The sequence below is a fragment of the Methylopila sp. 73B genome, from assembly GCF_000526315.1.
GTDB lineage: Bacteria > Pseudomonadota > Alphaproteobacteria > Rhizobiales > Methylopilaceae > Methylopila.
Genome location: NZ_JAFV01000001.1, coordinates 2190127 through 2212326, shown reverse-complemented (window position 1 = coordinate 2212326; position 22200 = coordinate 2190127). Strand labels below are relative to the sequence as shown.

21 protein-coding genes and 2 pseudogenes are annotated in these 22200 nt (G+C 66.5%); 13 read left to right on the top strand and 10 right to left on the bottom strand.

What is annotated here, in order from left to right:
• Positions 1-7: 7 nt before the first annotated feature.
• The 3 genes from K244_RS22685 to K244_RS23595 are packed head-to-tail and all read left to right on the top strand — an operon-like array spanning position 8 to position 2486.
• On the top strand, positions 8-1459 hold the full coding sequence (locus K244_RS22685) for a hypothetical protein (RefSeq protein WP_245259811.1): 1452 nt from the start codon (positions 8-10) through the stop codon (positions 1457-1459).
• Between the two features lie 2 nt (positions 1460-1461).
• A complete protein-coding gene (locus K244_RS22680) occupies positions 1462-2202 on the top strand; it encodes an HAD-IC family P-type ATPase (protein WP_051460019.1) in 741 nt (246 codons plus the stop codon).
• On the top strand, positions 2196-2486 hold the full coding sequence (locus tag K244_RS23595; protein WP_051460018.1) for a hypothetical protein: 291 nt from the start codon (positions 2196-2198) through the stop codon (positions 2484-2486). Before K244_RS22680 ends, K244_RS23595 begins: the two co-directional genes overlap by 7 nt.
• A gap of 197 nt (positions 2487-2683) precedes the next feature.
• Here the strand turns inward: K244_RS23595 and K244_RS0110740 are convergent, their stop codons facing one another.
• The 6 genes and pseudogenes from K244_RS0110740 to K244_RS24150 form a co-directional block, all read right to left on the bottom strand.
• The gene (locus K244_RS0110740) at positions 2684-3667 is read right to left on the bottom strand and encodes a zinc-dependent alcohol dehydrogenase family protein (protein WP_020186267.1); all 984 of its coding nucleotides are present in this window, start codon (positions 3665-3667) and stop codon (positions 2684-2686) included.
• On the bottom strand, positions 3664-3987 hold the full coding sequence (locus K244_RS21835) for a PhoU domain-containing protein (protein WP_024816442.1): 324 nt from the start codon (positions 3985-3987) through the stop codon (positions 3664-3666). The genes K244_RS0110740 and K244_RS21835 overlap by 4 nt, the downstream gene beginning before the upstream one ends.
• A gap of 15 nt (positions 3988-4002) precedes the next feature.
• On the bottom strand, positions 4003-4371 hold the full coding sequence (locus K244_RS0110730; protein ID WP_020186265.1) for a PhoU domain-containing protein: 369 nt from the start codon (positions 4369-4371) through the stop codon (positions 4003-4005).
• A gap of 23 nt (positions 4372-4394) precedes the next feature.
• Positions 4395-4727, bottom strand: a complete 333-nt coding sequence (locus K244_RS0110725) for a phasin family protein (RefSeq protein WP_020186264.1) — start codon at positions 4725-4727, stop codon at positions 4395-4397.
• A 167-nt stretch (positions 4728-4894) separates the two neighbouring features.
• On the bottom strand, positions 4895-6034 hold the full coding sequence (locus K244_RS24155; protein ID WP_020186263.1) for an alpha/beta fold hydrolase: 1140 nt from the start codon (positions 6032-6034) through the stop codon (positions 4895-4897).
• A pseudogene (locus K244_RS24150) lies at positions 6000-6598 on the bottom strand (poly-beta-hydroxybutyrate polymerase N-terminal domain-containing protein). Before K244_RS24150 ends, K244_RS24155 begins: the two are co-directional and overlap by 35 nt.
• 217 nt (positions 6599-6815) lie before the next feature.
• Here K244_RS24150 and K244_RS0110715 point away from each other — a divergent pair.
• From K244_RS0110715 to K244_RS21825, 3 genes and pseudogenes are all read left to right on the top strand, one after another.
• A pseudogene (locus K244_RS0110715) lies at positions 6816-7088 on the top strand (hypothetical protein); the annotation flags it as partial.
• The gene (locus K244_RS22670; protein WP_051460017.1) at positions 7085-7558 is read left to right on the top strand and encodes a hypothetical protein; all 474 of its coding nucleotides are present in this window, start codon (positions 7085-7087) and stop codon (positions 7556-7558) included. The pseudogene K244_RS0110715 and the gene K244_RS22670, both read left to right, overlap by 4 nt.
• Complete coding sequence (locus K244_RS21825; RefSeq protein WP_197027162.1) at positions 7482-8591, top strand: AAA family ATPase; 1110 nt, start codon at positions 7482-7484, stop codon at positions 8589-8591. The genes K244_RS22670 and K244_RS21825 overlap by 77 nt, the downstream gene beginning before the upstream one ends.
• 124 nt (positions 8592-8715) lie before the next feature.
• On the opposite strand, the gene K244_RS23115 is transcribed toward K244_RS21825, so the two are convergent.
• The gene (locus tag K244_RS23115) at positions 8716-9216 is read right to left on the bottom strand and encodes a hypothetical protein (RefSeq protein WP_197027161.1); all 501 of its coding nucleotides are present in this window, start codon (positions 9214-9216) and stop codon (positions 8716-8718) included.
• A gap of 17 nt (positions 9217-9233) precedes the next feature.
• Entirely contained in the window at positions 9234-9449 is a 216-nt protein-coding gene (locus tag K244_RS0110700) for a hypothetical protein (protein WP_155931690.1), read from the bottom strand.
• 202 nt (positions 9450-9651) lie between these two features.
• On the opposite strand from K244_RS0110700, the gene K244_RS21820 reads away from it, so the two are divergent.
• The 7 genes from K244_RS21820 to K244_RS0110665 all read left to right on the top strand — a co-directional run bounded on the left by K244_RS21820 (position 9652) and on the right by K244_RS0110665 (position 16567).
• Complete coding sequence (locus tag K244_RS21820) at positions 9652-10221, top strand: universal stress protein (RefSeq protein ID WP_020186258.1); 570 nt, start codon at positions 9652-9654, stop codon at positions 10219-10221.
• Position 10222: 1 nt separating this feature from the next.
• Complete coding sequence (locus K244_RS21815; RefSeq protein WP_036305676.1) at positions 10223-10546, top strand: ATPase inhibitor subunit zeta; 324 nt, start codon at positions 10223-10225, stop codon at positions 10544-10546.
• A 74-nt stretch (positions 10547-10620) separates the two neighbouring features.
• On the top strand, positions 10621-10890 hold the full coding sequence (locus K244_RS0110685; RefSeq protein WP_081761555.1) for a cytochrome c: 270 nt from the start codon (positions 10621-10623) through the stop codon (positions 10888-10890).
• Between the two features lie 87 nt (positions 10891-10977).
• Entirely contained in the window at positions 10978-11400 is a 423-nt protein-coding gene (locus K244_RS0110680; RefSeq protein ID WP_024816441.1) for a YeeE/YedE family protein, read from the top strand.
• Entirely contained in the window at positions 11397-11834 is a 438-nt protein-coding gene (locus K244_RS0110675) for a DUF6691 family protein (protein WP_020186254.1), read from the top strand. The genes K244_RS0110680 and K244_RS0110675 overlap by 4 nt, the downstream gene beginning before the upstream one ends.
• A 776-nt stretch (positions 11835-12610) precedes the next feature.
• Positions 12611-13456, top strand: a complete 846-nt coding sequence (locus K244_RS0110670; protein WP_024816440.1) for a universal stress protein — start codon at positions 12611-12613, stop codon at positions 13454-13456.
• A gap of 612 nt (positions 13457-14068) precedes the next feature.
• Positions 14069-16567, top strand: a complete 2499-nt coding sequence (locus tag K244_RS0110665) for a cation:proton antiporter (RefSeq protein ID WP_020186252.1) — start codon at positions 14069-14071, stop codon at positions 16565-16567.
• Between the two features lie 5 nt (positions 16568-16572).
• Here the strand turns inward: K244_RS0110665 and K244_RS0110660 are convergent, their stop codons facing one another.
• Together K244_RS0110660 and K244_RS0110655 are read right to left on the bottom strand one after the other, a co-directional pair.
• Positions 16573-18564, bottom strand: a complete 1992-nt coding sequence (locus K244_RS0110660; protein ID WP_020186251.1) for an adenylate/guanylate cyclase domain-containing protein — start codon at positions 18562-18564, stop codon at positions 16573-16575.
• Complete coding sequence (locus K244_RS0110655) at positions 18564-22091, bottom strand: FecR domain-containing protein (RefSeq protein ID WP_197027160.1); 3528 nt, start codon at positions 22089-22091, stop codon at positions 18564-18566. Before K244_RS0110655 ends, K244_RS0110660 begins: the two co-directional genes overlap by 1 nt.
• Positions 22092-22200 lie beyond the last annotated feature (109 nt).

The following is a 22200-nucleotide window of genomic DNA, read 5'->3' as shown; positions in this document are numbered from 1 at the left end:
GTTGGGCGTGATCCGCGAACCAATGTTCCTCCTTCTGGCAGGCGCGGCCGGCCTGTATTTCGCTGTCGGCGACCATGCCGAAGGCGCGATCATGGTCGCCGCTGCCGGACTGTCGATTGGACTCGTCGTCGTTCAGCAGGTGCGCTCGGAACACGCGCTCGACGCGCTGAAGGCCCTCGCCGAGCCGACGGTCAAGGTGATGCGCGACGGCGCGGTGGCGCGCATCCCAACCCGCGATCTCGTATCCGGGGATCTAGTCATCCTCCTCGAGGGCGACCGTGTCCCGGCGGACGGGGTCCTGATTGAAGGCGGGCCGCTTCGCGTCGACGAGTCGGCGCTTACTGGAGAATCGGCGCCAGTCACGAAGACCGCCGCTTTGGACGACGCCGCACGGCAGGCTGCGGTTCTTATGGAGCCCCGAGGGTCCGCGGTCGCCGCGGCGTTCGCAGGGGCGATGGTCGTCGGAGGACAGGGCTCGATCGAGGTCTCGCGCGTCGGTCGCGCGACGCATCTGGGCCGCATTGGCGCGTCCCTGGCGTCGATCGAAACGACGCCTTCGCCTTTGCAGGTTCAGACCAATCGGCTCGTCATGAGGCTGGGCGTCGCCGCGCTGGGGTTCTGCGCCGTCGTTGCGATCGCCTATGGACTTCTCCGCGGCCAATGGTTTGAAGGCGGCCTTGCAGGCCTCACGCTCGCCATCGCTTTGGTGCCGGAAGAGTTTCCCATGGTGCTGGTCATCTTTCTGGCGCTCGGGGCTTGGCGGCTGTCGCGCCAGAAGGTCCTGACGCGCAGGCCGGCCGCCGTGGAGGCGCTCGGCTCCGTTTCCGCCCTGTGCGTCGACAAGACCGGCACTCTCACCAAAAACCGGATGTGCATCGCCGAAGGCTGGGCCGGCGGTGGACCCTTCCCGTCGAGGACGGCTCCTGATGTCCAGCCGGACCCATCGTTGGTGCGCACGGCGGCCCTCGCCTGCGCTATTCCTGCAATCGATCCGATGGACCGGGCCATCGCCGAAGCCGCGGGAGCGCAAGACGCCGTCTCGCCGGATCAGCGTCTCGGGGCCGTATTTCCGCTCAAGACGGGTCGGATGGTCTTCGCCCAAGACTGGATCAGTCCCGGCTCTGCTTCAGTCATCGCAGCAGCCAAAGGCGCGCCCGAGACGGTCTACGATATGTGCCGGCTCTCTCCGGCGGCGCGCGATCAAGCTCAGAGGGTCGCTGAAGGCATGGGGCGCCGAGGCCTCAGAGTCCTTGGGCGTCGCGGAGGCGGAACGGGCGCAAGCGTCGGCGCTCGTCGATATCGACGATCTCGCGTTCATCTTTCGCGGTCTGATCGGGTTCGAAGATCCGGTTCGAACGGAGGTCCCGGCCGCCGTCGCGGTCTGCCAGCGGGCGGGCATCCGCGTGATCATGATGCCCGGCCGCCGTCGCGGTCTGCTAGCGGGCGGGCATCCGCGTGATCATGATGACGGGCGACGCCGCTCTGACCGCGGCCACGATCGCACGCGACGCTGGAATCACGTCTGAAGACCACGTTCTGTCCGGCCCGGACATTGCTCGCCTAACGTCGCACCAGCTGGCCTTGCGGGCTGCCGAGACCTCGGTGTTCGCGCGACTGACGCCGGCCCAAAAGCTCGCGCTTGTCAACGCCCTGAAGGAGAGCGGCGACGTGGTCGCCATGACTGGCGACGGCGTGAACGACGCGCCGGCTCTTCGCGCGGCCCACATCGGAATCGCGATGGGCGAACGCGGCGCCGATGTCGCGAGGGAGGCCGCAGACATCGTGCTGCTCGACGATCGGTTCGCGTCGGTGGTGAACGGCGTTCGGCTGGGCCGGCGCATCTCCGAAAACCTACGGCGCGCGATGACCTATATTACGGCGATACACGTGCCGATCGCCGGGCTGTCTCTGCTGCCGATCCTGATCGGCCTGCCGCCGGCGTTCTTCCCGATGCACGTGGTGCTGATGGAGCTCATCATCGATCCGGTGTGCTCCATCGTGTTCGAGGCCGAGCCAGAGGCCGCGGACATCATGGAACGACCGCCCCGTCCGGCCACGCGATCTCTGTTCGGATGGCAAGACGTAAGCCGGGGGCTGTTTCAGGGGCTTGTCGTGCTCGCAGTCACGCTGTCCGGCTTCGCCCTCGCCCTTCGATCAGGTCTGCCGGAGGAGCAAGCTCGCGGCCTGCTTCTTCCATGCTGATCGTGGGAAACCTGTCGATGGCGTATGCCGAATTGTCCGTTCCGGGCCAAAGCTTCGTCCAGCCCCACAGGATGCCGTTCTATGGTGTTGTCGCCGCCGCCGCTGTCGTCGTCGGGGCGGCGCTTTACGTTCCAGCTGTCGGCTCTTTGCTGAAGGTCGCCGCGCCGTCCGCCGCGATCGAAACCGTTGCTCTGGCCGCGGCAATGCTGGCCGGCGGTTGGTATCTGGTGGCGAAACGGCGCAAAGCGAAGCCTATAACCCTGGCGACCGGGACGAGTGTCTAGCCATCTGATCTCGGTCGAGGCGCTGACTTTCGGCGACTCCGACAGTGCGGATGCCGATAGCTAAACCGCTCCGGGATACCCAATGAGACCGGCCATAGCGTCCGCCTTTGACGCGGCGCGATGCGCGCCGGCGGGGCCCTCCGTGGGGGACCGCGGAGCAAGATCGCTCGCCATTTGTGATGGCTGCAGCATCGCGCCTAAGGAACCAGGACGGCGGCGCCGTGAACTCGGCCTGCGCGAAGATCATCAAGCGCCTGGTTGGCATGGTCGAGCGGATAACGCTTGGTGACTGTTCGGACGCCGGCCATCGGAGCGATCGCTAAAAACTCAGCGGCGTCCTGGCGGGTCAGGTTGGCGACCGACAGCACCGCTCGTTCTCCCCAAAGCAGCCGGTAGGGAAAGCGAGGCAGGTCCGTCATGTGAATCCCTCCACAGACCACGCGCCCTCCTTTGCGCGCCGTCTTGAGCGCGAGAGGCACAAGCGCCCCCACCGGCGCAAAGATGATTGCGGCGTCCAGTTCCTGCGGACAGCTGTCTTCGGAGGCGCCGGCCCATTTGGCGCCGACCGATAGGGCAAGATCCTGCGCAGCGTTATCGCCTGACCGGGTGAATGCGTAGACGTCGCGATGCTGCCAGACGCAGACTTGGGCAAGGATATGAGCCGCGGCTCCAAAACCGAACAGCCCTATCCGTCGGGCGTCGCCCGCCACGCGGAGCGATCGCCAGCCGATAAGTCCGGCGCACATCAGGGGCGCGGCGGCGACGGGATCGTCGTAGCCCGCGAGCGGAAAGGCGAAGTCCGACCGAACCAGCGCGTGCGTCGCAAATCCGCCGTCGCGCGTGTAGCCCGTGAAAGTTGGATCGTCGCAGAGATTTTCGCGCCCGCTCGCGCAGTAGCCGCAAGCGCCGCGGACGCCGCCCAGCCAAGGAACGCCAACGCGCTCGCCGAGGCGGCGGTCCGCCACGCCTTGCCCCAGCGTCTCGATCCTCCCGACGATCTCATGCCCTGGCGTGATGGGAACCGGTCCTTCCGTCAGATCGCCGTCGACGACATGAAGGTCGGTGCGGCAAACGGCGCACGCCTCGATCTGGACCAGGAGTTCGCCGAACGAGGGGCTTGGCGTCGGCCGCTCTTCGAGCGCGAGTGAGGCTCCGCGAACTCGCAGGACCATCGCCTTCATGCCGCTTCGGCGACGTGCCGCCCAGCTGGTCTGGCGGCGTGGTCCGCGGTCCTCTTTTCTCGCCCGGTCTTCATGAAGACAATCGCGCCGGCGATCACCGTGGCATATGTGGATATCCGCTCCAAGTTCCTCGCGCACGCCAAAGCGTCGACGACGGTGTACATGGTGCGGGGCGTGAGCCTCAGCATTCGCGCAGCGGCGAAGAGAACTTCAGCCCGGGCCATTTTGACCGCGTGGTCCCTTTCAGACAGGGTGCGAGCGAGACCCGCATCAAAGCTTCGCAGAGCGCCGCCGGCGATTTGCAACTGATTTGCTGTCATCGCCAACAGCGCTGCCTATGCCCTGTCTAGCTCCGGTAATTCCGGAAGCAGCTTCGCCAATTGCGGACGCGACGCGATCTCCATCCAGAGGTCAGCTATCCGCGTGTAAGCGTCGGCGATTTCGAGAGATGCGACGATGGCCCGAACATCGCTAGGCGAAGGTTCCCGTTGGGCCAAAAGCGTGAGCGCGAAGTCGGCTAAATCCAGCTCCGTCTCGCTAATCTGGTTCCGCTTGTCGGCGACCCGCACGCTCTCGAGGGCGCAGCCGTCAAGAAACGCGAGAGTTGCATGCTTGACCAATTTTTCCACCGCGCCGCCGACGGAGACGACGCGGTCGGTCAGTTCGGCAATCTCATCGGCCGAGGAGTGCATGGCGCGGCTCATAACGAAGGCCTTCCCACTAGACCTCACGCGGCCTTGGCTGGATCCGATGACCTGTCACGGACCTTTTGGACGATCGCCTCGGTTTCGCGACCATACTCCTCCAAGGTGCGCCGCATGAAGCTCGACTGGTTTTCGAAGGCTTGGGCGGCGTCCTTGCAAGTCAGTAAGTTCGCGAGAAACTCAGCCTGCGCCTCCAGGCGTCGGCTCCCGAAATGCAGCGCTTCGATCGTGAACGCAGTGGAAGCCGACAGCATGGATCGCCACGCGCCAAAGGCGAGCTTGGGCGAAAGCATGTCGGCGAAAGGCGGCGCGGAGCCATTGCTGGCGGTGGAACGGATCGTCTCGGTTGTCGGCATATGAGCCTCCTGTGACACTCGGCGGATCGCTGAGGGCGCTCATCGTGGGGGCCTGCCAAAGCGAGGTCTTTGATCGGGATCAAGATCGGCTGACCGCCGAGCTTGGCTTCAAAGCGCATCTGGCCGGCGGTGTTGGATAGCTTTGGTCAAACCGAAGCTATTGGGTGTCACCGTTTCAGAACGTAGGCCCCAGGCGCCGGCGCAAGGCTTTCCCTCGGCGCGCGCGCAGCCGCGTGTCCAGACGAGCGCGTTTTCATCCAGTCGGACCAGAGCGGCCACCATGAGCCATCTCTCGGTTCGTGAGACGAGCGCCAGTCATCCGGATCCCGATATGGGTCCTCCCGCGTCGCGGTGCCGATGCGAGCATAGGCGCCCGTATCCTGACCGGGCGCCGAGACCACGCCGCGATTATGGCCACCGGAGACGAGAGCGAACGTGACCTCAGTGTCGGTCAGGAGATTGATCTTGTAGACCGATCGCCATGGCGCGACGTGGTCGCGCTCTGTACCGAGCGCGAAGATCGGCGTGCGGATATCTCCCAGGGCGATTGGCCGGCCATCGACCGTAAACCGCCCCTCGGCGAGGTCGTTCTGGAGAAAAAGGCCGCGCAAATACTCGCCTTGCATGCGGGCGGGCATGCGCATGGCGTCCGCATTCCAAGCCGAGATGTCGGTCATCGGCGTCCGTTCGCCCAGCAGATAGTCTCGGACGACCCGAGACCAGATAAGGTCGTTCGATCGCAACATTTGGAAGGCGCCCGCCATCTGTCGGGCTTCCAAAACGCCCTCGATCGACATCACGTCCTCGAGGAAGCGGACCTGAGCTTCGTCGATAAACAGCGTGAGCTCGCCCGCTTCCGTGAAGTCGACCTGGGATGCGATCAAGGTAAGCGACGCCAGTCGCTCGTCGCTGTCCCGCGCTATGGCTGCCGCGCCGATCGCGAGCAGCGTTCCCCCGAGACAATAGCCTGCGGCGTGAACTCTCTCGCCAGGCGCGATGGTGTCGATCGCGTCAAGCGCAGCGGCGAGGCCGCGGCGAAGATAGTCCGCGATCCCCTGGCTGGCGTCTCCGCCATCCGGGTTCTTCCACGAAATCATGAAGACGGTGAAACCCGACCCAACCAGATGACGAACCAGTGAGTGGGTCGTCGAAAGGTCGAGGACATAGTATTTCATGATCCAAGCTGGAACGATCAGCAGCGGTTCGGCCGCCACTGTGGTCGTCGTCGGCGCATATTGAATGAGTTCGATCAACTCGTTTCGAAAGATCACCTCACCCGGCGCGGTTGCGACGTCCCGGCCGACCATGAAGTCTTCCGCCCACCGGCGGCTTGCCTGCGACCATTCTGGACCAGTCTTCGTAGAGGTTGGTTAAACCTGCGCATAGATTTTTACCGTTGCTGTCCAGCGTCGCTCTCAAGACAACTGGATTGGTCGCGACGAAATTCGACGGCGCCGCCATATCAAGAGCTGACGCGCTGCGAAGGCGACCATGTCCTGATGATGTGACGACACACCGGCGACGTCGTTGGTGGCGTTGTGCCACCACTGCTGCTGAAGCTGGAACGCCTGAAAATAAAAACTGAAGGGCAAACGACGCCATGCAGGGTCGGCGAACCGCCTGTCTTGCGGCAGTGGCTGAATACAAAGCTCAGCGTCCGAATTGCTGGCTGATCGTAACATGAAATCTGCAAGCTTCAGCGACTTCCGAAGCGCTTTGTCGACGAGCGCCATCTGCTTGCCGGGCGAAGCCGAAAGATGGAGCGCCCAGTCGAACCAAGCTTCCGCTAGGCCGGCTGGAGAGAGACCTGCAGTCAACCGCGCCAAGCCCGCATTGAGCGAGCGATCGATGGTCGCGCCCAACGCCGGCATGACAGGCAGATTTTCGGCTTCCGCGATCCGACGCGGCGGCGGCCCGAGACCCGGCCGCGGGAGCGCTCGGCGCTTGGCCTTTGAGTTCAGCAAAGTAAGCGCGAGATTTGTCATGGGCACCCCCGGGGCGGTCATGAACGTAAATTTCGCCGCTTCATCACTGATGTGGATCAACAACGAAGCAGAACGCTCGTGCCGTGGAGATGTCGTCCGGGCGGCTCTGCGCGTCTTGCGTCCAGGCGGCGTGCTGCCGAGCCTCGGCGCCTATTCCAGCGATCTCACGATCCCGCTCGACGCGTTCGCGGCAGGTCTTGGCGACCACACAATTGTCACGACGCTCTGTTCCCGCGGCAAGGAGCGGATGCACCGCCTGATGGCCGTCATGCGCCCTCTCGTCACTCCCTGTTTAAAGCTCGATGAGATCGAGGAGGCTTACGATCTATTCTCGCATCAGCGCGACGGCGTCCTGCAGGCGGCGATTACGCCATGAGCGATCCCGAGGAAAAACAGGCGGCGGTCATTGCGTTCTTAAAAAGCCGGCTCGGCCCGGATGCGCGCGAGCAGAAGACTCACATTTCCATAGTCCTGTTCGGCCCCAACGTGGTCTGGAAACTCAAGCGCGCCGTAGCTTTGCCCTATGTCGACTTTTCGACAGTTCGGTCTCGGCTTGAAGACTGCGAGCGTGAGCTAGCGCTGAATCAGCGTACGGCGCCGACGCTTTATCGCCGCGTGAGGCGGGTGACGAGATCCGGCGACGGCCTTGATCTTGACGGCGTCGGCGAGCTCGTCGACGCCGTGGTGGAGATGGCGCGATTTCCGGAAAAGGATCTCTTCGCCCACATGGCTGCACGAGGGGCGCTAACGGGGAAGATCGTCGCGCGTCTTGCCAAGTCGTCGCAGCTTTCCATCGCGCCGCGCGTCCGCTCGCGGGGGCGGGCGCCGTGGGAATGCGCAGGGTGATCGACGGCAACGCCAGAACGCTTGGGCTGTTCGGGGCTTCGACGACGAAGCGGTCGAGCGATATTGCGCAACCTGCGACGCCGCCTGGATCCGGGCGCGGGACCTGCTCGACCGGCGGGCCGAGGCCAAAGCGATCATTCGCGGCCACGGGGATCTGCATCTTCAGAACATTTGCTTGTGGGAGGGAGAGCCGACCCTGTTCGACTGCCTTGTGTTCGACGAAGAACTCGCCACGGTCGATCGGCTTTACGACTTGGCGTTCCTGCTGATGGATCTGTGGCGGTGTGGGCTTCGGACGTTCGCGAACCTCGCGCTTAACCGCTATCTGGACAAGATCGACGATGAGCAGGCTCTCTCGCTCGTTCCGCTTTTTATGTCGGTCCGCGCCGCGGTGAGAGCGCATGTCGCGGCAAGTCAGGCGCAGGTCGATGATCGAAAGGCGCGTGAAGCGCGCGCGTACTCGGATCTTGCGCAGACTCTGCTTGGGCCGAAGGCGCCACAGCTGGTGGCGATCGGTGGATTTTCGGGTTCCGGCAAGTCGACCGTCGCTGCGGCTGTCGCGCATCTCGTGGGCCCGCCGCCTGGAGCCCGCATCTTGGGAAGCGACCGTATCCGCAAAGCGATGCTCGGCGCGGTCCCGGACCATAAACTGCCCTTGGAGGCGTACGGCGCGGGCGTGACGGGCAGGGTCTACGAATCGATCGCCGGGCGCGCGGAGGGGATTCTCAGAGCGGGTCATGGCGCGCTCGCCGAGGCGACATTCCAATCACCGCTCGAGCGGGCCAGAATCGAGCAGGCCGCCGCGGGGGCTTCGGTGCGCTTCCAAGGTCTGTGGCTGGAGGCGGACAAATCGCTTTTGGAGCGCCGGGTCGCTGACCGGGTCGGCGACATCTCGGACGCCGACGTCAATGTGCTGAGTCGTCAGCTACGGATGGGCGCGGGACACATCACTTGGCCGAAGCTCGACGCGTCGAGGACCGTCGCCGATGTCATCACGCGCGCCGAGGAAGCTGCGATCCAACAAGAGCCGTGAGATAAGGCTGCCGTCAATCGCGCCCCGGGAAACCGCCGTATCACGTCAATATTGCAACGGTCTCCCAACCAAGCGGCCGGCGCCGGATTGGGGCGGCCGCGTGGTTGGGACGCCTGATTCGCCGTCAAGCCGCCGACGGCGTCAGACGCGATGAGGTGGGGCAGGGCGCTGTCAGAGGAGCAGGTCGGTTCACCGGGGCGAAATCATCAACGCTCGCCACGTGGAACACATGCGGTTCGCCCTCATGCTCAAGGGTGACGTATTCGCCCGTACGGAACCGGCGAGCATCAAGACGGTGGCCGATCTCATCGTCGTCGGATCGATCCGGATCGAAATCGAACACCCAGGTCGATCCGCCTGCGCCGCCGGCTCTGTGCTTCAGCAACCCGAACATCGCCTGCTCGCCGGCCCAGAACCGGACGGCGCGACAGCGTGTCCTTTCTTTGCGCCAGAGCGAAGGATCCAGCATCCCATGGCGGTCGAGCGGCGCGACAAACGCGTAACCGTGGACCTCGCTTCCCCGAGGATATTCAGGCTCGCGAGCCAAATGCAGCCGCACGAGCCTTAGTTTTGCGCGCGGCCGCCGAGCGCTTGGGCGCTCAACCGAAAAGCTCTGTAACGTCATCGAAACATCTCCGCTGGTCAGGCCGCGAGCTTGGCGGCGACGGCGTAAGGCGACGTGGGAGCGACGCTGACGGGAGGACCATCGTTCGGCTTCATCAACGGGCCTGCGTCCGGCGGGCCGTTCAGCGCGGCGACGCGGCCGATGTGATCGAGCCAAGCGATGGCGAGCCGGACGTTGAAGCGCATGGTCTCGGCGCCGATCGCGAGCGGGAGATCTAGGACAAGCGACTTCAAGCTTAGCGCGATCAAGGCGGGATCAGGTATCGCCGCTTCGATAGTTGCGGCCGCTGCTGCTGCTTCTTCAAGCGAGATCATGGGATCCTCCGTATCTGGAAGCTGAGGCAGGATCACCGACGCGTGGCCTCGCCGCTTTGATCCGGATCAAGGCGGCGCACGCGCCCACGTGGAAAACGAATGTTCTCCTAGGGAGGATCCGATGTCACAAGCCACCATCTCAATCGTGTCAGTCGGAGAACTCGCGACGCGGGCGTCGCCCTATCAGGGCATCCTCGTGCCGACCGATGGAAGCGAGCTCTCGACCTTTGCCGTCGACCAGGCCATAGCACTCGCCGCGGCGACCGGCGCCGCGATCGTCTTCTTGACCGTCAATGAGCCATTTCACCTGTTCACGACTTCGACCGAAATGATCGAGGCCTCTCGTGAGGAGTATGAGCGACAGCGCGAGACGCATGCGGACCGCATTCTGGAACAAGCCGGGGCCGCGGCGCTGGAGGCGGGCGTGCCGTTCATCGCGGTCCGACAATGGAATGACGATCCGTTTAAAGAAATCATCCGGGTCGCCGAGGAGCGTTGCTGCGAGCTGATCGCTATGGCTAGCCATGGTCGTCGGGGGCTTTCGGCAATGATGCTCGGCTCAGTCACCAACAAGGTGCTCGCTCACTCCACTCTTCCGGTGCTTGTTGTTCGTAAACCGGTCAATGTCTCGAAAGTGCCAGTCTACCTCGCTGAGGAATTGTCCGGCGCTTCTGGACACGGGGTCGATTGACATGTTCGAGACACGAGAACGCGCGGAAGAAGCGAACTACGTTCGTCGACGTGACCTCGCATTTCAGGTGCGCGCGCTTCGGGACCGGATGTTTGGTCGCTGGGCCGCTCGTCTGATGGGCATGAAGGACAAAGCCATCGAAGATTACGCCCGCTATCTCGTCGTGTCGGACATCGACGGAGACGACGAGCAGCTCATAAAGGTTTTGAGCGGGAATCTGGCGGATCGCGGGGTGCTCGGCGACAAGGCGTCCGAAGACCGGTTGCGCCAGAAACTCGAGCGACTCCATGTTATTGCGCGAACTCATCTCGGCGCGACGCCGTGAGGTTCTTGAGGGTCTTCGGAACCTGCGCGCTGTCGTTGGCGCTCTGGGGCCGCCTGGTCAATTCACCGCTCGCGATGGAGCCGGGTGAGCAACGGGGCCTCGCCTTCGCCAAAGCCAACTGCGCCGGCTGCCATGCGATCGGCAGGGCGGGCGGTAGCGCGCTGAGGATTGCGCCGCCGTTCCGTGACCTTCACGTGCGCTATCCGGTCGACACGCTCGCCGAGGCGCTTGCCGAAGGCATCGTTACGGGACACCCCACAATGCCGACGTTTCAGCTCGACAACGCTCAGATTTCAGATCTGATCGCGTATCTCGAAACACTTCAACATCCGCGCGACGACTAGAAAACGGTCGAATTTGGCGGGCCCATAGCCGTCACAAAGGGCAAGGCGCATTATTCCGCCGTTCCTGGACGCTGGAGATCGCGCATGATGGTTGCTTCGTATTTGCCTTTCCTCTCCGGCGGCGTCGCGATCGGCTTCGCGGCGACGCTGATGATGACGTTGAACGGCCGTGTCGCAGGCGTGAGCGGCATCCTGAGCGGGCTCTGGCGTCGCACCGACGCGGGACCGGCGGCAAGCGGCGCGTTCGCGATCGGCCTCGCGCTGGGTCCGGCGCTGTATGCGCTCGCTTTTGGTCGGTCGCCGGAGGTCCATGTCACCAGTTCGGCTCCGGTGTTGGTGGTCGCCGGCCTGCTCGTCGGCTACGGCGCACGCATGGGATCCGGCTGCACCAGCGGCCACGGCGTCGTTGGGCTGGCGCGTCTGTCGCCTCGCTCTATCGTGGCCGTCGCGGTGTTCCTCGCAACGGCGGTCGCCACCGTCACCCTTATGCGCGTCGGGAACGTGTCGTGAACGGCGCGCGCGTCATCGCGGCCGGTCTGAGCGGTCTGGTGTTCGGTTTTGGGCTTGCCCTTTCGGGCATGCTCGACCCGGCGCGGGTGCGTGGCTTCCTGGACGTTTTCGGCGCTTGGGACCCGAGCCTCGCTTTCGTGCTTGGCGGGGCGGTCGCAGTCGCTTCGGTCGGCGTCTGGCTCTCGCGTCGGTTGCCGCGACCGATCCTCGACGAGAGCTTCCACCTGCCGCAGGGGCGTACGATCGACGGAAGGCTCGTCGGGGGCGCCGCGATCTTTGGCGTGGGCTGGGGCTTGGCTGGGCTCTGCCCCGGGCCGGCCGTCGCCTCGATCACGCTCGGCGTGCCGGCGACGCTGCTGTTCCTAGCCGCAATGGCGGCGGGAATGCTGGTTCATGACCGCGAAGCCATCCGTTTTATCCGATCGGCGGAATGACTGGATCGCTGTACGCCAACGGGAGCGGCGCCCCGACCATAGGGACGCCGCGGATCGATCGCTCTTGGCGGGCCACGTCGGTTTACGCAGTCCGGCTCCGCACCAGACTCCGCGGTGATGCGGACTTACGCAGGCGGCCCAGGGCGGGAGAAGACCTTCTCCGCCTGACCGGAATGGGGGGTTACGTTTGTGTGCTTTGCTCAGATGTCACGTCATCTGAGTTACATCGGCTTGAATGCTGCCAACATTTTCCTTCATTTCCTGCAGCACGTTCGCAATAGGCATCGACAAACGTCCAACGTCCTGCAGATATGAATCTGCGGTCGATAGCCTTGCGACGAATGGGTTCACTGCATTTGCGCTTTATTTCAGTCCTTTCTTTGTCATCCATCATGTCACCTAGCGACTGATTGAGACAGTGACCATCGTGGCGACAAGTCTAGTCTGACGTATTGATCTAAATCAAATATCGTTCCTGAGCCTTACAAATCTCAGATATTGTAGCGATTTCAAATAAATTTTAGATTGTTGCGGCACACGCGACTGGTCGGTGAATCGTAAATGCGCGGGCAGGGTTCGACCCCACAACTCTGACAAGACGCTCAGCCTTTTTTTAAAGAGTTCGTTGACCGATGACGTCCTGCAATCGTCAGATGGGAACTTGGTAGCGAGGAGGTCTGAAGCAGATCTTCCGCTCGGGTGTCATTGAGCCAGATCAAGGCGGCGGATTGGGCTCGGGCCGAACGTGAGGCAAAGATCGATCACGGGAGCCGACGATGACACTCTCCCCGACACAAGCTGCTGCAAGCTTTGCAAGCATCCTCGTCCATTTCGATTTGACGCCGCAGTCGAAGTCTCGCGGCAAGCTTGCGATGGGGCTCGCCACCGACTTCGGCGCCCATCTCATCGGCGCCGCCGCCGAGCAGATGCTGGTCCCGATTTACACGGATATGACGCCAAACGTGTCCGTGACGATGATGGATGACGAGCGGGAGCGGGTCGAGAGCGACCTGGTCGCCGCCAAAGCGAGTTTCTTCTCCACCGTCGGCGCCGGCAATAACGTCGAGTGGCGATCCGACATCTGCGACCCTCGACGGTTTTTGACCGAACAAGCGCGCGCCGCGGATCTCGTGGTGGTCGGTCGACAAGCTGGCGGCGACCCTCGCGACGGAGGGCTCGGCGTATCGCCCGGAGCGGTGGCGATCGAGTGCGGGCGCCCCATACTCGTCGCGCCCCCAAAGATCGATCGGCTGTCGAGCAAGCGCGTCGTGATCGCCTGGAAGGACACGCGCGAAGCGCGACGCGCCATTCGGGACAGCATGCCGTTCCTGCAAAAGGCCGAGGAGGTCCTGGTGGTGAGCGCGACGCGGGAGTTTCGAGATCGCGGCGCGGAGGACGTCGTCGGCTACCTTGGCCGGCATGGCGTCACAGCGCGTTCCGTCGTGCGCACCGGCGAGATCCCCTCAATCGCCGCCGAATTGCTGGAGGTAGCCCGGGAAGCAGAAGCCGGGCTGATCGTGTCAGGGGCTTACGGGCACAGCCGGACCCGCGAGTGGATCTTCGGGGGCGCCACCCACGACCTGCTTCAGAGTTCGAACGTCTGTCTGCTGATGTCGCATTAGCCCGTTCGGAAATAGCCATAAAGCCACACGTGATGCTTCACGAGTGAGGATGCGCCTTATCGCCCTTTTGCGAGCCCACCCCGCCGCGCCCAGGGCGAATGCGGAACCGAGAAAGACGAAGATCAGCCCGATGTCGCGGAGGAAGTGCTGGTTGAGCGGGCCCGTCGTGGTGACGCCCGGTATCGCGAAGTGCCACGCCTGCGGATTCGCGAGCATGTACACCTGCCGTTTCCGTCCGTCGGCCGGGTCGCGGTCGAGGACGAAACGCTCCGCTGGGCGCCGGCATATTTTGACTATTGATCTAGCGACGGGGTGAGGCCTCGGATCTGGGACGCGCCCACCTTGGTGCGTGTGCGTCCCAAGTCCTCAGGCGTGTCCGCCGTTCCGCGCCACGAGCGGGCATTAGCGCATCTTTCCGAAGCGAACGTCGGCCCCGTCGCAGCGCCTGAAGCGGGCAGTCCTCGCGCTCTCGATACTGCTGCGCGCTTTTGCGCCCCGCCTCCTCAAAGCGAAGCCCGGAGCACTGCGCAGCGGACAGCTCCCTCGGCTCGCGTCTTTGCGCCTCAACGCTGACAAGGGCTGAGATCACGGCTAAAAAGCCGCTCCCGATGGATGAAGTACCGGGTCATGTCGGTCGCGCTCGTCGTCCTGATCATCGCTCTTCTTCTGATGGCCGTCAGTCTGGCCGAGCCCGTTGCGGCGCGGCTCCGGCTGCCGGCGAGCGTGCTGCTCGCGATCTTCGGGGTCGCGATCGGGGCGCTGGCGCTGGTGCTGCGCAGCGGTTCGTTCGGGCCGGCGGCGCAAGACGTCGCCGAGGCGGTCACGGACCTGCCGCTCGGATCGGACGCGTTCCTGTTTCTGTTCCTGCCCGTCCTGCTGTTTCAGTCCGCGATGAACACGGACGCCCGCCAGCTGGCCGAGGACGCGAGCTCGATCTTCACGCTTGCGATCGTCGCCGTCGTCGTCTCGACCTTCGTGATCGGCCTCGCGCTCGCGCCGTTTGCGCCCATGCCGCTCCTCGCCTGCCTTCTGGTCGGCGCGATCGTCGCCACCACGGACCCGATCGCGGTGATAGGCATCTTTCGCGAGGCGGGCGCGCCCGGCCGCCTGGTCCGGCTGGTCGAGGGCGAGAGCCTGCTCAACGACGCCGCCGCGATCACGCTGTTCGCGCTTTTCCTCGATCTCATCGTGTCCGGCCGGGCCTTCGATCCCGCCCAGACCGCCGTCCAGGCCATAGCGCTGCCGCTTGGCGGCGTCGTGCTCGGCGCGGTTGCGGGGCGTCTCGCGGCCTCGCTGGTCGGACGGCTCCGCGAGAGCCCTTTGGCCCCGACCTCGGTCAGCGTCGCGCTGCCCTATGTCGCGTTCGTCGTCGCCGAGCACACGCTGCGCATTTCGGGCGTGATGGCGGTGGTGGGCGCCGGCGTCACCTTCGCGATGTATGGGCCGGCGAAAGCGCCGCCCGACGTCTGGCGTCACCTCAAGACGGTCTGGGAGCAGATCGATTGGTGGGCGGCTTCGCTCATCTTCGTGCTGTCGTCGATCCTGGCCCCGGGACTCATCGCGGGCGCAACGCTCCTCGATTTGTTCCTGTTGGGCGTTGTGGTCCTCGCCTCGCTGGCGGCGCGCGCCGCGATCGTGTTCGGGCTGATGCCCGTGATGTCGGCGCTGAGGATCGGCCCGCAGATCAGCGCGGCGTTTCGCTGGGTGGTGCTGTGGGGCGGCCTTCGGGGCGCGACCACGCTGGTCCTGGCGCTCGCCGTCACCGAGCGCGAGGAGCTGTCGCCGGAGATCCGCAGCTTCGTGGCGGTGCTCGCCACCGGCTATGTGTTCTACACGCTACTCATCCAGGGCACGACGCTGCGGGCGCTCGTGCGCCGCACCGGCGTGGACCGCCTGTCCCCGGTCGATCTCGCGCTCCGGCGCGACGTGCTGGCCGCGGCGCGGCGGCACGTCGCGGACAGGGTCGAAGAGACCGCGCGCGCTCACGGACTTACCGCGCCCGAGCGTACGCGGGCGGAAGCCGCCCGCGCGGATGGTCCCTCCGCGATGGCGGATCCAGCCGAGCGCGTCGCGATCGCTCTGGCGACGCTTGCGCGCGCGGAGCGCGAGATCATCCTGCAGCGGGTCCGCGAACGCAGCGTGTCGCTCAAGCTCGTGGACCGGCTGCTCGGGGACGCCCGGCGGTTGGGCGACCGCAGCCGCGCCTCGGGCGCCGAGGGCTACGCCGAGGCGGACGCCTACGCCCTGCGGTTCTCGGGCGCCGAACGGGCGGCCCAAAGGGTCGCGCGCGCGACAGGCTGGACGGGGTGGCTCGCACGCGTGATGGCCGACCGCTTCGAGATGCTGCTTGTGACCTCGGCGGCGGTCGCGCGGCTCGAGCCGTTCGCCCGCGAGACCATTGCGCCGGTGCTCGGGCCGGACGCCGCGGCGGCGGCCTCCATGGCCCTGGCCCGCCGGCGCGAGACGGTCGGCCGCGCGCTTGCGGCGCTTCGGCTTCAGTATCCCGGCTACGCCGAGGCGCTGGAGCGTCGCCTGCTCGCCAACGCCGCGATCCAGATCGAGGAGAGCGAGTACGATCGGATGCTTGAGGACGGGCTGATCGGCCCGGAGTTGCATCGCGATCTGGTGATCGAGGTCGGCCGACGGCGTCGTGGCGTCGGCGCGCGGCCGGCGCTCGACCTCGGGCTTGATCCCGAAACTCTGATCGCCCGGCTGCCGCTGTTCGCGCGTCTGCCGGACGACGCGTTGAAGCAGCTCGTCCGGCTGATCGAGCCGGTGTTCGTGCGGCCAGGCGAACGCCTGATCCGCCGCGGCGACCGCGGGGACGCGGCCTACTTCGTGTCCTCCGGCGCAGTCGAGGTCACCAGCGTCAGCGGCTCCACATACCGGCTGGGGCGGGGCGAGATCTTCGGCGAGATTGCGCTTCTGACCGACAGCCCCCGCACGGCGGACGTCGACGCCATCGCCTATTGCTCGCTGCTGCGGCTTAGGCGGCGCGCGTTCCTGGCCTTCCTCGACGACCATCCCGAGCTCGCGGCCGAAGTCGCGGCGACAGCGGAGCGACGCCGGCTGGAGAACGCCGCGGCGACGTCCGCCGCGGCGATGTCGTAGCGCGGCTACTTCACAGTTGCGGCGAAGACGCCGTTCCAGTCGTCCGGCGGGGGCGCGGCACGGTAGCCGGCGATCCGCGCCGCCATGACGCCGGCGTAGAGCGCGAGCCGAGGCTCCGCCGCGCGCACCGCCGCCAACGCCTGCTCGGCGTCGTCCCAGCGTCTCGCCCTGTAGGCCCCAAGGAACGCCGCCTGCGCGTCCGAGACGTCGGCGCCCGGGAGCGCCGTATGGATCAGCGCGCCGTCCCGGCGTCCCTTGACCGCGATGCGGTCGAGTTCGATCAGCGGCGTGGAGAACCGCGTCGCCGTGTCGTCCGCGACGAGCATGCGGACGCCATAGAGCTTGGACGCGCCTTCGAGCCGCGAGGCGAGGTTCACGGCGTCGCCGACGGCGGTGTAGTCGAAGCGTCGGTCGGAGCCGAGGTTGCCGACGACGCAGTCGCCCGTGTTGATTCCGACGCCGACCGCGAACTCGAGCGGCGCGACGCCGGGGCCGGCCTCGGCGTTGAGCTCCGCGTTCAGCCGCTCGACCGCGTCGAGCATGCGCAGCCCTGCGGCGATGGCCCGCTCCGCATGGTCCGGCGCGTCGAGCGGCGCATTCCAGAACGCCATGACGCAATCGCCGATGTATTTGTCGATCGTGCCGCCTTCGGCGAGCACCGCGTCGGACAAGGGGCCGAGCAGCCTGTTGATCAGCAGGGTCAACCGTTCGGGATCGCCCTTCATGCGCTCGGCGAGCTCCGTGAAGCCGCGGATGTCGCAGAACAGGATCGACAGCGTCCGCCGCTCGCCGCCGAGCTTCAACGCGGATGGGTCACGGACGAGACGCTTGACGACCTCGGGCGCGAGATACTGCTCGAAGGCGCGCGCGATCTCGCGCCGGGTTCGCCGCTCGTGGCCGTAATCGAGAGCGGCCTCCGCGCCCACCACCAGCAGCACGGCGAGCGAAGGCGCCGCAGGAGGGAGCCAGAACCCTGCGTGCTGGAGCGCCAGCCAGCACGCGGCGATCACGCCTGCGACAAGCGCCGCCGCCCCCGCGACGGAGCGCCAGGAGACGCGGCCGCTGCCCGCGAGACCGAGGCCCGCGGCGCCCGCGACGGCGAGCGCCAGAAGCTCCGCCCACAACGGCGCGGGCGTCACCAGATCTCGCGATCGAAGCGCGTCCACCAGCGTGGCCTGGATCTCGACGCCCGAGGTCAGCCGGCCTGTCCGCGACGTGTACGGGGTCGCGAAGGCGTCGGTTCCGCCGGCGCTGGCGTCCGCCGCGGTCTGGGTGCTCAGGCCCACCACCACGACCGCGTCGCGCAGCGCGCCGGGCGGCAGGAACGTTCCCGGGTCGAGCGCCTGATAGTAGGAGATCGTCCGGTACGTCCGGGGTCCCCCACGGAACCGGATCAGCGCGCGCTTCGGCGACGCGCCTGAGGCGGCGCCCGATGCGGCGGCGACGGCCCCGGCGAAGGCGTCCTCGGCGGACCTGACGCGACGCAGCACGCCGTCGCGGTCGAGCGTGACGGCGACGAGGCCGGGAGTCGCTCCGCGGGCGAGGAACGCCGGCAGGGGATCGACGCGGATCGTCTGCGTCGCGTGCGGCGTCTCGATCACCGTCAGGTCCGCGCCGAGCACGACGTCCGGCCCCAGCGCGTCGGCGAGCGCCTGGTCCCCCTCCGCCGAGGAGGCTTCGGCGAATACGATGTCGAGCCCGACCACGCGCGCGCCTGCGGCCCTCAGCGCTGTGACTAGTTGGCCATGCAAGGCGCGCGGCCAGGGCCACTGCCGGCCGATCTCGGCGAACGAGGGCTCGTCGATCGCGACCACCACGATGTCGTCCGCCGGCGCAGGCGGAGCGATCGTCGACAGCAGATCGTAAGCCGGCGCGTCGAGCCGCCAACCGAGCGGGCCGGCGACGATCAGCGCCAGCGCAAGCACGACCGCGGCGGCGACCGCCGCCCGGACGGCCAGCCGTCGTCGCGGCTCCGAGCGGGCGCCGCTCGCGGCCATTAGAAACGAAGACGCGCGGTGGCGTTGAAGGTGCGGCCCTGGCCGAGCACCCCCGCGGCCAGATCGAACCGCTTGTCGAAAATATTGAGCGCCTGAAGATCGATCAGCAGGCGCTTGTCGAGGCCTTCCCAGCTAAGCGACAGGTCGGTCGTGAAGAACGAATCGATGTCCGCGCCGATCTCGTCGACAAGATCGCCCACGTAGTTCTCGGCCACGGTGAACTTCATCATGGACGGATGGACGAACGTCAGGCCGAACCGAGCGGCGTCCTTCGGCGTGAAGGGAACGCGGCTGCCGGCGGGCAGGACCGCGCGGACGATGTCAAAGGCGTCGGTCAGCACGATGTCGTCGCGCGTCTCCGACCAGGTGCGGGCGTAGCTTGCGAAGACGCCAACGCCGTGGCCGAGCCAGGCGTTTGCGGCGATCGACAGACGGTCGATCTCCGCTTTCGGGGCCGACAGCTCCAGCAGAGACTCCGGCACCCCGACTGTCACCCCGCGCAGGTTCTGCGACTGGTACTCAACCGCCGTGAACAGCCGCGGGGACCATTCCGCGTCCCAGCGCGCCGCGATCGTCTCGACGCGGCCGCCGAAGATGAGCGGCGCCTGGTTCGGCGTCAGGCCGACCGTCGCGATCGGGGAAAGCGTGAAGGGCGTGCTGAACGAGGTGTCCGTGCGGTAGGCGGTCCGAAGCCATTGCCCCGGCAGGAGCTCCAGGGCTGCGCCGATGCGCGGATCGACCCGGTCGCTGCTGGCGTCGCCCCGAGACGTGTCGAACGCCGCCGAGGTGGCGAACAGTCCCGCTTCGATCTGCAAGCCACCACCGACGTCCCAAAGGGCGTCCGCGTAGAGCCTGCCCGCTTCTCCTGTCGCCTTGGTGCGAACGACGGTCGTCGGGCCTGGGGAAAGCGCCGTCTGCGCCAGTCGTCCGTCGATCCGGGTCACGACCCCCTCCGCGCCGTACCGCAGGTCGATGTCGCCCAGGCCGACGAGATGACTGACCGCACCGACGAGATTCCGCTGCTCGAGCCGATCGCGCTGATCGACGAGCCCGAGGAAATCCGCCCTCGACGTCTGTTCGCTGAGCGAGCCGACCGCCATGGCCTGAACCACGTTGCGTTCGCCGAACACATGGCTCCACGCCGCGCCGACATTTCCGGCGCGCGCGTCGGACACGTCCCCGAGCGGCGAGAGCAGGTCGGGCAGCCTGAGGCCCTGCTTCTGCCGCCCGTAGTTTCCGAACAGCACCACGTCGTCATAGACCGTGGGCTGAACGCCCACGAGCGCGACGCCGGACTCGAGCTTACTGTCGGCGTCGTCGAAGCGGTTTCCGGGGCGGAGCACGCTGGCGTTCAGGAAATAGCCGAACGGCGTCGGCTCCATGACCTTGCCCTGGAGGGTGGCGTCCGCGATCCAGCCGCGATGGCCCTTTTCTGAGGAGACGCCGCCGCCGACCGTCGCTTCGACGAACGGGGCGTGGACGAAGTCCGTGCGGCGCTCCCGCCCGGAGACGGCGAGCGAATCCAGCAGCAGCCCCTGGATCAGCGAGGGGAACGCGGTGGTCGCCGCTCCGCCGGCCTCGTCTGGCGCAAGGGTGGACGCGGTCTGCGTGAAATAGGTCGTCCGGTCGGCGATCGCCTGGTCGAAGTAGCCGGTCGAGGAGAAGGGATCGAAGAACCGGTCGCCGTAGTACCGCGCCCATGCGTCCAGCTCGAGAAAGCGCAGGGCGTTGCCGATGGTGGAGCCATCCTGGCGGCTGGAGGTGATCTCGGCGTAGCCGCCGCCCTTGGCCACGCGTCTGCGGGTCGCTTCGCGCGCCTCGCCAAGCGCGTCGTCGGCGCGAAACGCGTCGACCGCGATGGCCGAGCGGATCAGCGGCGCGACCGCGTTGTCGCCGTCGAAACGCTCGGCGTTGTCGAGCGCCTGCTGGGCCTGGTCCAGGTCGCCCGCGCGGTACATGGCCATCGCAAGCTCGAGCTGGCCGCCGGCATAGGTCGGGTTGACCGCCGCGGCGGCGAGCAGCTTCTCGGTCCCCTCGTCCAAACGACCCTGGCGGACAAGCAGCCGGCCGCGGGTGACGAGCGACAGATAACCGGAGGGGTCGATCGCCTCGCTCGCGCGCAGCGCTTGGTCGGCCAGTTCCAGTTGGTTCTGATCGATCAGAAAATTGGCGTAGTTCGAATGGGCGAGCGGGCTTTCCGGATCGAGCGCGATCGCCTTCAAATGCGCCGCCTCCGCCTCGCGGATCGCGTCGCGCTCCGCCTGGACCAAAGCGATCTCGCCCCAGACGAAGCTCGAGCCCGGCGCGATCTCAACGGCGCGCGTCAGCTCGGCGAGCGCGCCGTCGAGATCGCCGGTCACCGTCCAGCGGCGCCTCGCGCTCACCGTCAGCGCGAACGGGTCCTCCGGATCGATCGCCAGCGCGCGGTCGATCTCGCGCTTAGCCGCTGCCTCGTCGCTGTCGAGCAGCAGCAGGGCGGCCTTGCCCGCCGTGATCATGACGTCGTCCGGATAGCGCCTCTGGGCGTCGTCCAGCACGGCGATTCCGGCATTGGCGTTCTCGACGAAGCTCTGGACGCTCGCCTCGGCAAGCGCTTGCTTCGCCGCTCCCCGGCCGCCTCCGGCAGGTCGCGGTCTGGGAGCCTTGGCGGGCTCCCCCAGCGTCTCGGCGATCCACAGCGCATAGGCCCCGGTGTCTCGCCGCCCGACGTCGAGGTCGGACTGCGCGCGGCGGAAGGCGGTCGCGGCCTCGCGCCATTTCTGGCTGCGCGCGGCGATGAAGCCGCGCACGAGCTCCGCCCGCGCCGCCTCTCGTTTCGTCAGGCGCATGGCGGCGACGTGCTCAAGCGCGCGGCTTGCTGCGGCGGGGCCGTCGAAGTAGAGCCCCGTCTCGGCAAGCGTGAGCCAGTCGGCCGCGCTGCGGCGGACGTCCGGCTCAGCCAGAGCTCGCGCCCGAGCGGCGCGTTCGCCCGTCCGACTCAGATCCGACGGCGACAGTTCGAAGAAGGAATCGCGAAGCTCGCGGTAGAGCAGGATCTGTTCGCGCCCCTTGAAGTTCACCAGCGTGATCTTGCGCGGCGTCTGTCCGATCAGCGCCTCGGCGGCCTCGCCCTGACGGACGGTCACCGAGCCTTGCGGGTTGCTCAGCGTCACCACGCCCTCGAGCACGACGAGCGAGGTCTTCGCGCCCTGGACGGTGAGCGACCAGTCGGTTCCGCGGATGGCGGCCGCCGCCGCGGGCGTATCGACGATGACGCCCGATCCGCCCCGAGCGGCGCGGGCGAAAATGCTGCCCTCCGGCAGCGCAAGCTGCGTCTCGCCGTTCGGGCCGCGTGCGACGTCCTTCACGACCAGCGTCGAGTTTCGGCCCACCCGGATCTGCGTGCGATCCGCAAACAGCAGCGCCAGATTGCCCAGCGCGTGGGTCCGCAAGGCGTCGCCGCCGATGACGTTCTGCCGGATGACGACGGACCGCCAGTCCGCCTCGGACTTGAGCTGCAGCTCCTCGCCGCCCTTGGCCGCGATCACCTCTCCGGCGACAGGAAGCGGCCGCGCAATCAGCTCCTGGGCTTGGCCGTCGCCCGCCGCGCCTATGCACGCCGCGAATGCCGCCGCCGCGGCGGGCCGCAGAAACCTT

What these genes read in the sequence shown, in the direction of transcription:
- K244_RS22680 (WP_051460019.1), top strand. Translation starts at nt 1,462, where the DNA reads ATGATGACGGGCGACGCCGCTCTGACCGCGGCCACGATCGCACGCGAC.
- K244_RS23595 (WP_051460018.1), top strand. Translation starts at nt 2,196, where the DNA reads ATGCTGATCGTGGGAAACCTGTCGATGGCGTATGCCGAATTGTCCGTT.
- K244_RS0110740 (WP_020186267.1), bottom strand. Translation starts at nt 3,667, where the DNA reads ATGAAGGCGATGGTCCTGCGAGTTCGCGGAGCCTCACTCGCGCTCGAA.
- K244_RS21835 (WP_024816442.1), bottom strand. Translation starts at nt 3,987, where the DNA reads ATGACAGCAAATCAGTTGCAAATCGCCGGCGGCGCTCTGCGAAGCTTT.
- K244_RS0110730 (WP_020186265.1), bottom strand. Translation starts at nt 4,371, where the DNA reads ATGAGCCGCGCCATGCACTCCTCGGCCGATGAGATTGCCGAACTGACC.
- K244_RS0110725 (WP_020186264.1), bottom strand. Translation starts at nt 4,727, where the DNA reads ATGCCGACAACCGAGACGATCCGTTCCACCGCCAGCAATGGCTCCGCG.
- K244_RS24155 (WP_020186263.1), bottom strand. Translation starts at nt 6,034, where the DNA reads ATGGTCGGCCGGGACGTCGCAACCGCGCCGGGTGAGGTGATCTTTCGA.
- K244_RS22670 (WP_051460017.1), top strand. Translation starts at nt 7,085, where the DNA reads ATGAGCGATCCCGAGGAAAAACAGGCGGCGGTCATTGCGTTCTTAAAA.
- K244_RS23115 (WP_197027161.1), bottom strand. Translation starts at nt 9,216, where the DNA reads ATGACGTTACAGAGCTTTTCGGTTGAGCGCCCAAGCGCTCGGCGGCCG.
- K244_RS21820 (WP_020186258.1), top strand. Translation starts at nt 9,652, where the DNA reads ATGTCACAAGCCACCATCTCAATCGTGTCAGTCGGAGAACTCGCGACG.
- K244_RS21815 (WP_036305676.1), top strand. Translation starts at nt 10,223, where the DNA reads ATGTTCGAGACACGAGAACGCGCGGAAGAAGCGAACTACGTTCGTCGA.
- K244_RS0110685 (WP_081761555.1), top strand. Translation starts at nt 10,621, where the DNA reads ATGGAGCCGGGTGAGCAACGGGGCCTCGCCTTCGCCAAAGCCAACTGC.
- K244_RS0110680 (WP_024816441.1), top strand. Translation starts at nt 10,978, where the DNA reads ATGGTTGCTTCGTATTTGCCTTTCCTCTCCGGCGGCGTCGCGATCGGC.
- K244_RS0110670 (WP_024816440.1), top strand. Translation starts at nt 12,611, where the DNA reads ATGACACTCTCCCCGACACAAGCTGCTGCAAGCTTTGCAAGCATCCTC.
- K244_RS0110665 (WP_020186252.1), top strand. Translation starts at nt 14,069, where the DNA reads ATGAAGTACCGGGTCATGTCGGTCGCGCTCGTCGTCCTGATCATCGCT.
- K244_RS0110660 (WP_020186251.1), bottom strand. Translation starts at nt 18,564, where the DNA reads ATGGCCGCGAGCGGCGCCCGCTCGGAGCCGCGACGACGGCTGGCCGTC.